This is a genomic window from Massilia sp. 01N410, from assembly GCF_056399665.1.
Genome location: NZ_JBFTRV010000031.1, coordinates 1 through 12,482, shown reverse-complemented (window position 1 = coordinate 12,482; position 12,482 = coordinate 1). Strand labels below are relative to the sequence as shown.

Genomic DNA, 12,482 nt, shown 5'->3' with positions numbered 1-12,482 from the left:
GCCAATTTACGATAAACTTGCGCATCACATCCGGAGAACCCCATGAGCACCACTGTAGAAGACGTCAAGGCCGCCCTGGCGGCGGTCGTCGACCCGAATACCAATAAAGACTACGTCAGCACCCGTTCGGTCAAGAACGTCCAGGTGGACGGCGACAACGTCGCCCTCGACATCGAACTGGGCTACCCGGCCAGGAGCCAGTTCGCACTGGTGAGGAGCGCCGTCATCGACGCCGTGCGCAAGCTGCCCGGCGTGCAGAACGTCAGCGTCAACGTCACCAGCAAGATCATTTCGCACACCGTGCAGCGCGGCCTGAAGGTGATGCCGAACGTGAAGAACATCATCGCCGTCGCCTCGGGCAAGGGCGGCGTCGGCAAGTCGACCACGGCCGTCAACCTGGCCCTGGCCCTGGCCGCCGAGGGCGCCAGCGTCGGCGTGCTGGATGCCGACATCTACGGCCCCTCGCAGCCGACCATGCTGGGCATAAACGGCCGTCCGCAAAGCCTGGACGGCAAGACCATGGAGCCGCTCGAGAACCACGGCGTGCAGGTGTCGTCGATCGGCTTCCTGATCGATCCGGACGAACCCATGGTCTGGCGCGGCCCGATGGTCACCCAGGCCCTGCAGCAGCTGCTGGAGCAGACCAACTGGCGCGAGCTCGACTACCTGGTCGTCGACATGCCCCCGGGCACCGGCGACATCCAGCTGACCCTGTCGCAGAAAGTGCCGGTGACGGGCGCCGTGATCGTCACCACCCCGCAGGACATCGCCCTGCTGGATGCGCGCAAAGGCTTGAAGATGTTCGAGAAGGTCGGCATCCCGATCCTCGGCGTGGTGGAAAACATGAGCATGCACATCTGCTCGAACTGCGGCCACCATGAGGCCATCTTCGGCGAAGGCGGCGGCGAGAAGATGTGCGCCGACTTCGGCGTCGACTTCCTGGGCCGCCTGCCGCTGCAGCTGTCGATCCGCGAACAGGCCGATTCCGGCACCCCGACCGTGGTGGCTGAGCCGGACGGTCCGGTGGCCGCGATCTATAAAGAGATCGCGCGCAAGGTGGCGGTGAAGGTGGCGGAGAAGGCGAAGGATATGACTGCCAAGTTTCCGACCATCGTTGTAAAGAACGACTAAGCAAACACCGTCGTCCCCGCGAAGGCGGGGACCCAAGTCCGTTGAGCCGTCGAGACGCATGCGAACTTGGATTCCCGCCTGCGCGGGAATGACGGGTAACCAATATGCGCATCCACTCCCTCCGCACCCGCCTGCGCGCCCTCGGCGCCCTCCCGCTCCACGAGGACCGCATCCTGCGCGACTGGGTCCGCAATGCCGGCCACGACCACGGCCGCCGCCGCCCCGTGGATTTCCTGCCGAAGCCGGTACGCGAAGCACTGCCCGGGATCGACGCCGAACTCGACGGCCTGGCGCGCATCCTCGGCACCCATCCGGCCGAGGACGGCTCCGCCCGCCTGCTGGTCGGCCTGCAGGACGGCCAGACGGTGGAATCGGTGCTGTTGCCGCGCGACGGCGTCTGCGTGTCCAGCCAGGTCGGCTGCGCGGTCGGCTGCCAGTTCTGCATGACGGGGCAGAGCGGCCTGATCCGCCAGGTGACGAGCGGCGAGATCGTCGCCCAGGTGGTGCTGGCGCGCCGCCAGCGGCCCGTGAAGAAGGTCGTGTTCATGGGCATGGGCGAACCGGCCCACAATCTCGACAATGTGATGGAAGCGATCGAGCTGCTGGGCGTGGAAGGGAATATCGCCCACAAGAACCTGGTGTTCTCGACCGTCGGCGACCCGCGCGTATTCGAGCGCCTGCCCGCCGGACGGGTGAAGCCGGCGCTGGCGCTGTCGCTGCACACGACCAAGGCCGATCTGCGCGAACGCCTGCTGCCGCGCGCGCCGCGCCTGACGCCGAAGGCGCTGGTGGAGGCGGGCGAGCGCTATGCGCGCCTGACCGGCTACCCGATCCAGTACCAGTGGACCTTGCTGGAAGGCGTGAACGACGGCCAGGACGAACTGGACGCCGTCGTCGAGCTATTGCGCGGCAAGTATGCCGTGCTGAACATGATTCCGTATAACGCCAACGAAGGCTTGCCCTTCAAGCGCCCCGGCTGGGACAAGGCCGAGGCCATCGCGGCCTGGCTGTTCGAGCGCGGGATCCTCACCAAGCTGCGCGATTCGGCGGGGCAGGACGTCGATGGTGGCTGCGGGCAGTTGCGGGCGCGGGCGGCGGCGCGGCCGGTCAGGCTCATCCGCACCGCGTAGCTCAGCGTTCACACCTGCGCCGCTTACGCCGCCCGCTCCGCCTTCTCGATCCGCTGCCCCAGCTGGCGCGCCTTCACCAGGTTGCGCCCCGCATGCTTGGCCTCGTACATCAGCTGGTCGGCCAGCGCGATCATGCCCTGCGGCGTGACCGCATGGCCGCCGCCGAAGTCGGCGCCGACCACCCCGAAGCTGGCCGTGGTGCCCAGCGTCAGGCCGCCTTCCAGCTCGATGCGCTGGGCGGCGAAGGCGGCGCGCACGCGCTCGGCCAGTTCGAGGGCACCCTCCAGGCGCGTCTCCGGCAGGATGATCAGGAATTCCTCGCCGCCGTAGCGCACCACGGTGTCGATCGATTCACGCGTCATCGCCTGCGCCAGGGTGGCGAAGCTGCGCAGCAGCTCGTCGCCGGCGTGGTGGCCGTGGGTGTCGTTGATCTTCTTGAAGCCGTCGAGATCGCACATGATCAGCGAGAGGCTGAGGCGGTAGCGGCGGGCCCGCGCGATTTCGCCGTCGAGCAGGCCGGCGTTCAGGTGGCGCCGGTTGTAGGAGCCGGTCAGCGGGTCGCGGATCGACAGATTCGTCAGCACCTGCTGGGCCCAGAACTGTTCGCGCCACATGCGCGCATGGCGCTGGGCGACGGTCAGGCCGAACACATTGGCGCACACCAGCAGCATGGTCAGCGAGCTGAGCGGGCGAGTGCCGACCACCTGCTGGGCCCAGGCCAGGGTCAGGAAGGCGAGGCTGGCGCCGATCGAGATCGTGGCCGCGATCACCAGGCGGTTCGGGATCAGGACGTGGATGACCATCGCCATCACCGCCCACGACATGCCGTGCAGCAGGATGTCCCCCGGGCGGTAGGCGATGACGACGAAGTAGCTGGCCGCCCAGCACAGGGTGAAGGCGGTGGCCGCGTGGTGGGATGCGCGCACGCTCGCATCGGGACGCCGCGCGTAATACAGGCAGGCGGCCGCCAGGAAGGGGATCGCCAGGCGTGACAGCAGCGGCACGACGGCGTGTTCGAAGCCGAGGGCGCTGATGTCGGCGGCGCCGAAGACCAGGTAGAACAGCGAGCACAGCAGCAGGCCGCGGCGCAGGTCGCGCAGGATCACGGCCGACTGCTGGTGCAGGAAACCGATTTCGGTGGCGGCGGCGGAGAATTCGCCGCGCCAGGGCGCGAGGGGAGCGGTGCTCGGGTCGTTCGACATGGGGAGGGAGGTGTCAGGCAGGATCGGGAAAAATGATGAAAATGCTGACCAAAGGAGGAAGAGTAGCCAGCTTTTTAATTTCTGTAAAGTAATTATTTGCTATGCAATCCGAGTGAATGCCCTATCTACGACAGGCCGATGGCAAGGCTGTAAAATAGCCCCTTTGGCAAATCAACCATTCCACCACCATGACCGTCCGTACCCGTTTCGCTCCCAGCCCGACCGGCTATCTCCACCTCGGCGGCGCCCGCACCGCGCTGTATTCGTGGGCCTATGCCCGCCACTTCGGCGGCACCTTCATCCTGCGTATCGAAGACACCGACCTGGAGCGTTCGACCCCGGAAGCGGTGCAGGCGATCCTGGATGGCATGAAGTGGCTGGGCCTGGAGCATGACGAAGGCCCCTTCTATCAGATGCAGCGCATGGACCGCTACCGCGAAGTCATCAAATCCATGCTGGAAGCCGGCACCGCCTACCTGTGCTACTGCACTCCGGAAGAAGTCGAGGCGATGCGCGAGCGCATGCGCGCGGCCGGCGAGAAGCCGCGCTACGACGGCACCTGGCGTCCGGAAGAGGGCAAGATCCTGCCCGCCGTCCCCGAAGGCATCAAGCCGGTGGTGCGCTTCAAGAACCCGGAGGGCGGCGAAGTCACCTGGAACGACGTGGTCAAAGGCCCGATCACCATCGGCAACAAGGAACTCGACGACCTCGTCATCGCGCGCAGCGACGGCACCCCGACCTATAACTTCTGCGTGGCGGTCGACGACTGGGACATGAAGATCACCCACGTGCTGCGCGGCGACGACCACGTGAACAACACGCCGCGCCAGATCAACATCCTGCGCGCGCTCGGCGCGGAACTGCCGCAGTATGGCCACCTGCCGATGATCCTCGGCCCGGACGGTCAGAAATTGTCGAAGCGCCACGGCGCCGTCAGCGTGATGCAGTATCCGGAGCAGGGCTTCCTGCCGGAGGCGATGCTGAACTACCTGGCGCGCCTGGGCTGGAGCCACGGCGACGACGAGATCTTCTCGATGCAGCAGTTCACCGAGTGGTTCAACCTCGAGCACCTGACCGCGTCGGCGGCCCAGTTCAACCCGGAAAAGCTGGCCTGGCTGAACAACCACTATATCAAGCAGTCCGACAACGAGCGCCTGGCAGACCTGGCGCGTCCGATCCTGGAGCGTGAGGGCGCCCGGTTCGACGGCGCGCCGCCGCTGGCTGCGGTGCTGGGCCTGATGAAGGAACGCGCCAACACCATCAACGAATTGGCCGACGCGGCGATGCTGTTCTTCCGCACGCCGAATCCTGATGCCGCACTGCTGGCCCAGCACCTGACCGACGCCGTGCGCCCGGCGCTGGCCCAGTTCGCCGAGAAGCTGGAAACGGCGGAGTGGAGCAAGCAGGCGATCTCGGCCGCGATGAAGGAAGTGCTGGCGGCGAATGGCCTCAAGATGCCGCAACTGGCCATGCCGTTGCGCCTGCTGCTCACCGGCCAGCTGCAGACTCCGGCCATCGACGCGGTGCTGGAACTGTTCGGCCGCGAGACCGTCCTGGCCCGAGTGAAAAAGGGTCTCTGATTAGCCTTGTTGGCTATTTGCGAAATGCAAGTGCCTCCGCTATAATGCTCGCACTTCAGCGCTGCGGGGGTATAGCTCAGCTGGGAGAGCGCTTGCATGGCATGCAAGAGGTCAGCGGTTCGATCCCGCTTACCTCCACCAACTCTGAAGTGTGCAGTAGGTAGTAAAGGCAGTTCCGAGGTCCCCATCGTCTAGAGGCCTAGGACATCACCCTTTCACGGTGAGTACCGGGGTTCGAATCCCCGTGGGGACGCCAGGATCGAAAGATCTGGCAAACACAGCGAAGTGAAAACAGAGCTGTGAGAAGTAAAAGCAGTATGTTATGATACTGCCTTCCCGAAACGGGGGTATAGCTCAGCTGGGAGAGCGCTTGCATGGCATGCAAGAGGTCAGCGGTTCGATCCCGCTTACCTCCACCAAGTTTCAGGGAAAAATGGAAGTCCAGGGTCCCCATCGTCTAGAGGCCTAGGACATCACCCTTTCACGGTGAGTACCGGGGTTCGAATCCCCGTGGGGACGCCAAGATTAGATGGATGGTCGCACACCCAGCAGTGCGCCATCGAAGCGGTAAAAGTAGTAAAACAGTTTTAGGTCCCCATCGTCTAGAGGCCTAGGACATCACCCTTTCACGGTGAGTACCGGGGTTCGAATCCCCGTGGGGACGCCAGCATTGCCAGGAGCCGCCTTGGGCGGCTCTTTTATTGAGTAGTTTTGGGGGGTATAGCTCAGCTGGGAGAGCGCTTGCATGGCATGCAAGAGGTCAGCGGTTCGATCCCGCTTACCTCCACCATAATCAGACGGGGTCGGAGCCCAGCCGAGAAATTCGGGCTCTGACACCGTAGGAAGTTCTTAGGTCCCCATCGTCTAGAGGCCTAGGACATCACCCTTTCACGGTGAGTACCGGGGTTCGAATCCCCGTGGGGACGCCAGAAAAAAACCGGAGCAGACCGTCCGCGCATGCGGGAAGGTGCCCCGGTTTTTCTATTTGGTCGTCCCATCCTTTTCAAACGATCATGTCTCCTGAATTCCCGCGCACCCTCGCCATTTTCTGCAAGGTCGTCGACAACTACGGCGATATCGGCATCTGCTGGCGCCTCGCTCGCCAGTTCCATGCCGAGCACGGCATCGCCGTCACCCTGTGGGTCGACGACCTGGCGAGTTTCCGCCGCATCTGGCCGCAAGTCGATACGCGGGCCGACGTGCAGGACATCGGCGGCATCACGGTGCGCCACTGGGCCGGCCAGGATGGCGAATTCTCGCCCGCCGACATTCCCGACGTGGTGATCGAATTCTTCGGCGTCGACATCCCGCCCGGCTATATCGAGGCGATGGCGCAGTGCGAGCCGCGTCCGGTCTGGATCAATTACGAAGGCTTGAGCGCCGAGGAATGGGTCGAAGGCTGCCACAGCCTGCCGTCCATGCATCCGCGCCTGAAGCTGACCAAGCATTTCTACTTCCCGGGATTCACGGACAAGACCGGTGGCCTGCTGCGCGAGCGCGACCTGGTGCCCGCACGCGAGGCCTTCCAGGCCGATCCCGCCGCGATGGCCGCTTTCCTCGGCCGCTTCGGCGTGACGCCAAACGAGATGACGTCGCTGAAGGTGAGCCTGTTCTGCTATCCGCATGCGCCGGTAACGGAACTGTTCGAGGCCTGGGAGCAGGGTGGACAGCCGGTGACCTGCCTGGTGCCCGAAGGTGTGGCGCGCGAAAAGGTCGAGGCTTTCCTGAACAAAGATGCCGACGCCGGCGCGTGCGCCACCCGCGGCGCGCTGACGGTGCGCGTGATTCCCTTCATGCCGCAGACCGATTACGACCGCCTGCTGTGGGCCTGCGACCTGAACTTCGTGCGCGGCGAGGACTCCTGGGTGCGCGCCCAGTGGGCGGCCCGGCCCTTCATTTGGCACATATATCCGCAAGATGAAAACTTGCATCATGTTAAACTCCGCGCGTTCCTGCAAAAGTACGCGGTGAATACGCAGAGTCTGATCGACTTTTCGCTGTGCTGGAACGGTGAGCGGGAAGGACAGATGGACGCACTCTGGACGTCCCTGCAAGCCGAACTGCCGACGATCGCGCGCCGCGCCCAGGACTGGGAAGCGCAGATGTTGGCGAACGGCGACTTGGTGAGCAATCTGCTGAATTTCGTCCGGACGCTTCGATAGGCGGCCGGAAAATATCGTGGTATGATGCTCGGTTACTGCAACTCATTTTATAGCTAAAACTTCCTATGAAACCCGCAAAAGAAATCCGTGTCGGCAACATCATCATGGTCGATGCCAAGCCTTTCATCGTGCTGCGCTCCGACGTCAACGGCTCGAGCCGCACGGGCTTCACCTACAAGTGGAAGATGAAGAATCTTCTGACCAACGCTCCGCTGGAAAACGTGTTCCGCGGCGACGACAAGTTCGACGTGGTCGTGCTGGACAAGAAGCCGGTGACCTACTCGTACTTCGCCGATCCGCTGTACGTCTTCATGGACGAAGAGTACAACCAGTACGAAATCGAAGAAGAGAACCTGGGCGACGCCGTCAACTACCTGAAAGACGGTATGGAATGCGAAGCCGTGTTCTACGACGGCAAGGCCATCTCGGTCGAACTGCCGATCACCATCGCACGCCAGATCATCTACACCGAGCCGGCCGTCAAGGGCAACACCTCGGGTAACGTGATGAAGGAAGCTCGCCTGGAAAACGCGATCGAGTCGAAGCAGTTCACCATCCAGGTGCCGCTGTTCGTCAACCAGGACGACGTCATCGAGATCGACACCCGTACCGCCGAGTACAAGAAAGTCGTGCGCAACTAAGCGACCGCCTCTCAAGAAAAAACGCTGCCCCGGCAGCGTTTTTTTTCGCCCATACGCCGCAGCGTCTTACTGCGACTCCGGCCGGCGGCGCAGTCCGTCCACCAGCAATCCCACCATCTTGCGCGTCAGCGCCGTGTCCTCGTCGGGATTCGCCTTGCACAGCGTGGCCGCCGCGCGCAGCAGTTCGTCGGCCTCGTAGCCGGGCCGGATCAGTTGCCTGTCGACCGCCGCCTGCAGCAGCGAGGCGAGGGCGGGGCGCAGGCGCGCATAGAAGTAATCCGGCAGCGAGGCGTAGGCGGCATGGTCCGACTGCAGCGCGTTCGACAGCCCGCGCTTGGTCAGGATGAAGTCGACATAGCGTTGCATCCAGCGCGCTAAAGCCTCGTCCGGTTCGTACTCGCCCGCGAAGCCGGCGGCGGCATCGGCGCAGGCGTCGATCTGCGACTTCATGACCGCGACGATCAGGTCGGCGCGCTGCGGGAAGTGGCGATAGAGCGTGCCGACGCCGACGCCGGCGCGCTCGGCGATCTCGCGCACCGGCGCATCGACGCCCGATTGCGTGAACACGTCCATGGCCGCCTGCAGCAGGGATTGCAGGTTGCGCTGGGCGTCGACGCGCTTGGCGCGCGGCTGCTGGTCGTCGGCTTCTGGCGAGGCCTGGTCCGGGTCTGGCTTCGTATGCATAAAAAAAATCTATTAAACGGAACGTGGTTCCGGTTATAATTCGGAATCGCGTTCCGTTTTGTAATCCTACCAGAGGAGCTGCCATGTGCCAAACTCAATCATGCATGTTCTGCCGCTACCGGCGGCGGGCCGCCCCGGCAAACCTTCCGGTACCCAGCTGCCCGCAAGAAAATCTCCAGCGCGGCAAGCTGGACGCGGCCGAGCGCAGCGTCCATCCAACGCCGAAGCCGACCGCGGACCGCTCGCGTGCGGCGGCATCGATGGGGCGTCCACCCTGCTGACATACATGCCGTGTCACATGAGCAACTTTACTGCTATGCTCATGCATTATTTGACACGGAGGCTTGTATGAAGCGCAGGGATTTCGTTCGGCTTGGACTCAGTGCCGGGGTGAGCACCAGTATGGCGGCCGGTGCGGCGGCAGTGGCGCCGCCAGCGGGTGCCGCCGGCAACCATGGCGCGGCCTCGTCCAGTATCCTGGACGCCGGTGTCCAGGAGCAGCAGGCCCAGATGGCGGCCGGCAAGCTGAGCTCGAGATCCCTGGTGCAGCAATACCTGGCGCGCATCGCCGCCGTCGACAAGGCCGGCCCGCGCATCAATGCCGTCATCGAACTGAATCCCGAGGCCGTCGCCATCGCCGAACAGCTCGACCGCGAGCGCAAGGCGGGCAAGCTGCGCGGTCCGCTGCACGGCATCCCCGTCCTCATCAAGGACAATATCGCCACCTTCGATGCGATGTGCACCACGGCCGGCTCGCTGGCCCTGGCGGGCGTCCGCGCAAGCAAGGATGCCTTCGTGGCGCAGAAGCTGCGCGAGGCCGGTACCGTCATCATCGGCAAGACCAACCTGTCCGAGTGGGCCAACATGCGCTCGACCCACTCCGTCAGCGGCTGGAGCGGCCGCGGCGGCCAGACCCGCAATCCCTATGCGCTGGACCGTAATACCAGCGGCTCGAGCTCGGGTTCGGCGGCGGCCATGGCCGCCGGCCTCGCCACCCTGGCGATCGGCACCGAGACCGACGGCTCGATCGTCTCGCCGGCCTCGACCTGCGGCATCGTCGGCATCAAGCCGACCCTGGGCCTGGTCAGCCGCAGCGGCATCATCCCGATCGCGCACTCCCAGGACACGGCCGGGCCGATGACCCGCAGCGTGGCCGACGCGGCACTGCTGCTGGGCGCGATCGCCGGCAGCGATCCGCGGGACGCCGCCACCGGCGACGCCCAGGGCAAGGCCGCCGACTTTGCGGCCGCGCTGCGCCTCGACGGCTTGAAGGGCAAGCGCATCGGCGTGGCCCGCAACTTCTTCGGCAGCAGCCCGGCCATCGATGCCGTGATCGAAAACGAGCTGGCGATCCTGAAGGCGCAGGGCGCGATCCTGGTCGACGTGCAGGTGCCGAACGTCGACAAGTACGGCGACAGCGAACTCGACGTGCTGCTGGCCGAATTCCGTCCGGACCTCGAAGCGTATTTGCGCGACTATGCGCCGCATGCGCCGGTCAAGACCATGGCGGACGTGATCGCCTTCAACGAGAAGAACGCCGGCCGCGAGCTGCAGTTCTTCGGCCAGGAACACCTGGTCGCCGCGCAGAAAAAGCCCGGCCTGATTGATGCGGCCTACCGCGAGGCGCTGGCCAACAACCACCGCTATTCGCGCGAAGAGGGCATCGACAAGATCCTCAAGGACGAGAAGCTGGACGCCCTGGTCGCGCCGACCGGCGGCACCGCCTGGCTGACCGACTACATCAACGGCGACCATTACGGCGGCAGCTTCTCCTCGCCGGCGGCGGTGGCCGGCTACCCGCACGTGACGGTGCCGGCCGGTTACGTGCAGGGCCTGCCCGTCGGGATCTCCTTCGTCGGCACCGCCTGGACCGAAGCCTCGCTGATCGGCATGGCCTACGCCTACGAGCAGGCCAGCCTGCGGCGCCGTCCGCCGGTGTTCCCGGCGACCGTCAATCTCAAGGCCTGAGCCCGTGCGCGCCCCGGCCTTGAAACGGTCGCTGTGCCTGGCGATGCTGGGCGCGGCGCTGCAGGCGCAAGCCCAGGACTGGGCCGCGATCGCGCGCCAGGACCTGGACTTCGCCGCCGATGCGATCCGCACCCGCCACGCCGGCTACGTGGCCGGCATGCCGAGCGTGACCATGCCCTTCGAGAGCGGCCTGCGGGTCGCCCGCGCCGAGGCGGAAGGGGTGCGCAGCGAGCAGGACTACCGGCGCATGATGATGCGCTTCGTCGCCGGCTTCGGCGACCCGCACATGGGCATCGACCTGCGCCTGGCCATCCACGGCTGGACCGGCATCGTGCTCGACCAGACCGGGGGCCTGAACAGCGGCCGCTACCGCGTCAGCTGGTCCGAGCCCGGCTGGCCCACGCCGCTGCCGCCCGTCGGCAGCATCGCCCAGTCCTGCGACGATGTCTGGACCGGCACCTGGCTGCAGATGCGGGTGGCGCCGTTCGCCAGCCGCGGCGCCGAATATGCGACGGCATCCGGCGCCTTTGCCCAGCAGCTGATGTTCGACTACGGCCTGGGCTGGACGCCGAAGCAGTGCGTGTTCGTGCTGCCGGACGGCAGCCGCAAGCGCTACGAGCTGCCGCTGCGCGGCGTGCCGGGCGAGGTCGCGCTGCAGCACATCGACCAGATCCGGCCGCGCTTCCGTGCGACGGCCAAGCCGGTCGGCTTGACGACGCTGGGCCCCGGCAAGCACTGGGTCGGCATGCCGGACTTCAATGGCGAACGCTCCGGCGCCGCCTATGAAGCCCTGTATCCGCAACTGGCCGCGCTGCGGAAGGAAAAGGCGGGCTGGATCGTGTTCGACCTGCGCGGCAACGGCGGCGGCGACTCCACCTGGGGCAGCCGGGCGCTGACGGCGCTCTACGGCGCCGCCTACGCCGGCAAGCTGGGCGAGGCCGGCGGCGCCAGCAAGTACCAGATCGCCGATGCCGAGACGGCGAACCTGCTCAGGCGCTACATTCTCGAAGAGAGCCACGCCGCATCGAAGGCGTCGTTCGCAGCCGACCTGCTGAAGGTCGAGGCGGCGATGCGCGCCGGCCAGAAGATGGTGCTGCTGTCCGGCGATCCGGACGCCCAGGCCCGGACCCTGAAGCTGCCGCGGCCGCACGGCCCGCGCATCGCGGCCCTGATCGACCGCACCTGCTTCAGCTCCTGCATGAACTTCGTGCAGCGGCTCGGGGCGGCGAGCGATACCGTGGTGCTGGGCGAAGCGACGATCGGCTATTCTCCCTTCGGCGAGATCAACCGCCATCCGCTGCCGAGCGGACGCGGCGCCCTGGTCATCCCCTCGGCGCTGTTCGGGACGGCGACGGCGACGCGCGAACCCTTCATTCCGGACCTCGCCTTCGATGGCAATATGGCGGACGACGCAGCGCTGCAGAAATGGGTATCCAACACACTCGACAGGATCGAAAAATGACGACACAGACTCTCAAGGAAGCCGCCGTGGACTTCCTGAAAATGACCGCCGCCGGCCAGGTGGAGCAGGCCTTCGAACGCTTTGCCGGCGCCGGTTTCCGCCATCACAATCCGTACTTTGCCGGCGACGCCGCCGCCATCAAGGCCGGCATGATCGAGAACGCGGCGCGCTTTCCCGGCATGCTGTTCGAGGTACAGCGCGCGATCGCCGAGGGGCCGCTGGTGGCCGTCCATTCGCGTGCGCGGATGACGCCGGACGGCGCCGACATCGCGCTCGTCCACATCCTGCGCTTCGAGGGCGATCGCATCGCCGAGATGTGGGACATCGGCCAGGCCCAGCCGGATCCGATGCCGAACGAGAACGGGATGTTCTAATTGGCGCTGTTCGCGCCAAGTGTGGAATCTTTTCTGCAAGCCTGCGGTCCAATGTCGACCTGAACCGTTGACGGAGGCAGCATGCAAGCACGGCAGTTCGAACAGTTCCTGCAACGCCTGTCCTCTCTAACGCGGCGCCAGCGCGACC

10 protein-coding genes and 7 tRNA genes are annotated in these 12,482 nt (G+C 65.4%); 15 read left to right on the top strand and 2 right to left on the bottom strand.

Annotated elements, in window-relative coordinates:
• The first annotated feature begins 42 nt into the window (after positions 1–42).
• Both apbC and AC1DOP_RS26095 read left to right on the top strand, forming a co-directional pair.
• Positions 43–1,131, top strand: a complete 1,089-nt coding sequence (gene apbC / locus AC1DOP_RS26100) for an iron-sulfur cluster carrier protein ApbC (protein ID WP_442124433.1) — start codon at positions 43–45, stop codon at positions 1,129–1,131.
• Positions 1,132–1,235: 104 nt separating this feature from the next.
• The gene (locus AC1DOP_RS26095; protein WP_477254170.1) at positions 1,236–2,261 is read left to right on the top strand and encodes an RNA methyltransferase; all 1,026 of its coding nucleotides are present in this window, start codon (positions 1,236–1,238) and stop codon (positions 2,259–2,261) included.
• Positions 2,262–2,284: 23 nt separating this feature from the next.
• On the opposite strand, the gene AC1DOP_RS26090 is transcribed toward AC1DOP_RS26095, so the two are convergent.
• A complete protein-coding gene (locus tag AC1DOP_RS26090; RefSeq protein WP_477254168.1) occupies positions 2,285–3,463 on the bottom strand; it encodes a GGDEF domain-containing protein in 1,179 nt (392 codons plus the stop codon).
• Positions 3,464–3,651: 188 nt separating this feature from the next.
• Here AC1DOP_RS26090 and gltX point away from each other — a divergent pair, with 188 nt between their 5' ends.
• The 10 genes from gltX to AC1DOP_RS26040 all read left to right on the top strand — a co-directional run bounded on the left by gltX (position 3,652) and on the right by AC1DOP_RS26040 (position 7,846).
• A complete protein-coding gene (gltX, locus tag AC1DOP_RS26085; protein WP_477254166.1) occupies positions 3,652–5,043 on the top strand; it encodes a glutamate--tRNA ligase in 1,392 nt (463 codons plus the stop codon).
• A gap of 65 nt (positions 5,044–5,108) precedes the next feature.
• Positions 5,109–5,184 (top strand) — tRNA-Ala (locus tag AC1DOP_RS26080).
• A gap of 39 nt (positions 5,185–5,223) precedes the next feature.
• Positions 5,224–5,299: transfer RNA gene (locus AC1DOP_RS26075), tRNA-Glu, on the top strand.
• A gap of 87 nt (positions 5,300–5,386) precedes the next feature.
• Positions 5,387–5,462: transfer RNA gene (locus AC1DOP_RS26070), tRNA-Ala, on the top strand.
• Positions 5,463–5,489: 27 nt separating this feature from the next.
• Positions 5,490–5,565 (top strand) — tRNA-Glu (locus tag AC1DOP_RS26065).
• A 69-nt stretch (positions 5,566–5,634) separates the two neighbouring features.
• Positions 5,635–5,710 (top strand) — tRNA-Glu (locus AC1DOP_RS26060).
• A gap of 47 nt (positions 5,711–5,757) precedes the next feature.
• Positions 5,758–5,833, top strand: a tRNA-Ala gene (locus tag AC1DOP_RS26055).
• Positions 5,834–5,896: 63 nt separating this feature from the next.
• Positions 5,897–5,972: transfer RNA gene (locus tag AC1DOP_RS26050), tRNA-Glu, on the top strand.
• Between the two features lie 84 nt (positions 5,973–6,056).
• Positions 6,057–7,205, top strand: a complete 1,149-nt coding sequence (gene earP / locus AC1DOP_RS26045; RefSeq protein ID WP_477254164.1) for an elongation factor P maturation arginine rhamnosyltransferase EarP — start codon at positions 6,057–6,059, stop codon at positions 7,203–7,205.
• A 65-nt stretch (positions 7,206–7,270) separates the two neighbouring features.
• Positions 7,271–7,846 (top strand): elongation factor P, encoded by a 576-nt coding sequence (locus AC1DOP_RS26040; RefSeq protein WP_477254162.1) that lies wholly within the window; start codon positions 7,271–7,273, stop codon positions 7,844–7,846.
• 66 nt (positions 7,847–7,912) lie between these two features.
• Here the strand turns inward: AC1DOP_RS26040 and AC1DOP_RS26035 are convergent, their stop codons facing one another.
• Positions 7,913–8,530: a TetR/AcrR family transcriptional regulator gene (locus AC1DOP_RS26035; RefSeq protein ID WP_477254160.1), complete on the bottom strand. Its 618-nt coding sequence runs from the start codon at positions 8,528–8,530 to the stop codon at positions 7,913–7,915.
• Positions 8,531–8,878: 348 nt separating this feature from the next.
• Here AC1DOP_RS26035 and AC1DOP_RS26030 point away from each other — a divergent pair, with 348 nt between their 5' ends.
• Genes AC1DOP_RS26030 through AC1DOP_RS26020 form a run of 3 tightly spaced genes read left to right on the top strand, consistent with a single transcriptional unit; the run spans position 8,879 to position 12,334 of the window.
• Complete coding sequence (locus AC1DOP_RS26030) at positions 8,879–10,498, top strand: amidase (RefSeq protein WP_477254158.1); 1,620 nt, start codon at positions 8,879–8,881, stop codon at positions 10,496–10,498.
• A gap of 4 nt (positions 10,499–10,502) precedes the next feature.
• On the top strand, positions 10,503–11,960 hold the full coding sequence (locus AC1DOP_RS26025) for a hypothetical protein (protein ID WP_477254156.1): 1,458 nt from the start codon (positions 10,503–10,505) through the stop codon (positions 11,958–11,960).
• On the top strand, positions 11,957–12,334 hold the full coding sequence (locus AC1DOP_RS26020; RefSeq protein ID WP_442124424.1) for a nuclear transport factor 2 family protein: 378 nt from the start codon (positions 11,957–11,959) through the stop codon (positions 12,332–12,334). The genes AC1DOP_RS26025 and AC1DOP_RS26020 overlap by 4 nt, the downstream gene beginning before the upstream one ends.
• Positions 12,335–12,482: the final 148 nt, after the last annotated feature.

Coding starts and splice junctions, on each gene's coding strand:
- AC1DOP_RS26030 (WP_477254158.1), top strand. CDS start 8,879: ATGAAGCGCAGGGATTTCGTTCGGCTTGGACTCAGTGCCGGGGTGAGC.
- AC1DOP_RS26020 (WP_442124424.1), top strand. CDS start 11,957: ATGACGACACAGACTCTCAAGGAAGCCGCCGTGGACTTCCTGAAAATG.
- AC1DOP_RS26090 (WP_477254168.1), bottom strand. CDS start 3,463: ATGTCGAACGACCCGAGCACCGCTCCCCTCGCGCCCTGGCGCGGCGAA.
- AC1DOP_RS26040 (WP_477254162.1), top strand. CDS start 7,271: ATGAAACCCGCAAAAGAAATCCGTGTCGGCAACATCATCATGGTCGAT.
- AC1DOP_RS26035 (WP_477254160.1), bottom strand. CDS start 8,530: ATGCATACGAAGCCAGACCCGGACCAGGCCTCGCCAGAAGCCGACGAC.
- gltX (WP_477254166.1), top strand. CDS start 3,652: ATGACCGTCCGTACCCGTTTCGCTCCCAGCCCGACCGGCTATCTCCAC.
- apbC (WP_442124433.1), top strand. CDS start 43: ATGAGCACCACTGTAGAAGACGTCAAGGCCGCCCTGGCGGCGGTCGTC.
- earP (WP_477254164.1), top strand. CDS start 6,057: ATGTCTCCTGAATTCCCGCGCACCCTCGCCATTTTCTGCAAGGTCGTC.
- AC1DOP_RS26095 (WP_477254170.1), top strand. CDS start 1,236: ATGCGCATCCACTCCCTCCGCACCCGCCTGCGCGCCCTCGGCGCCCTC.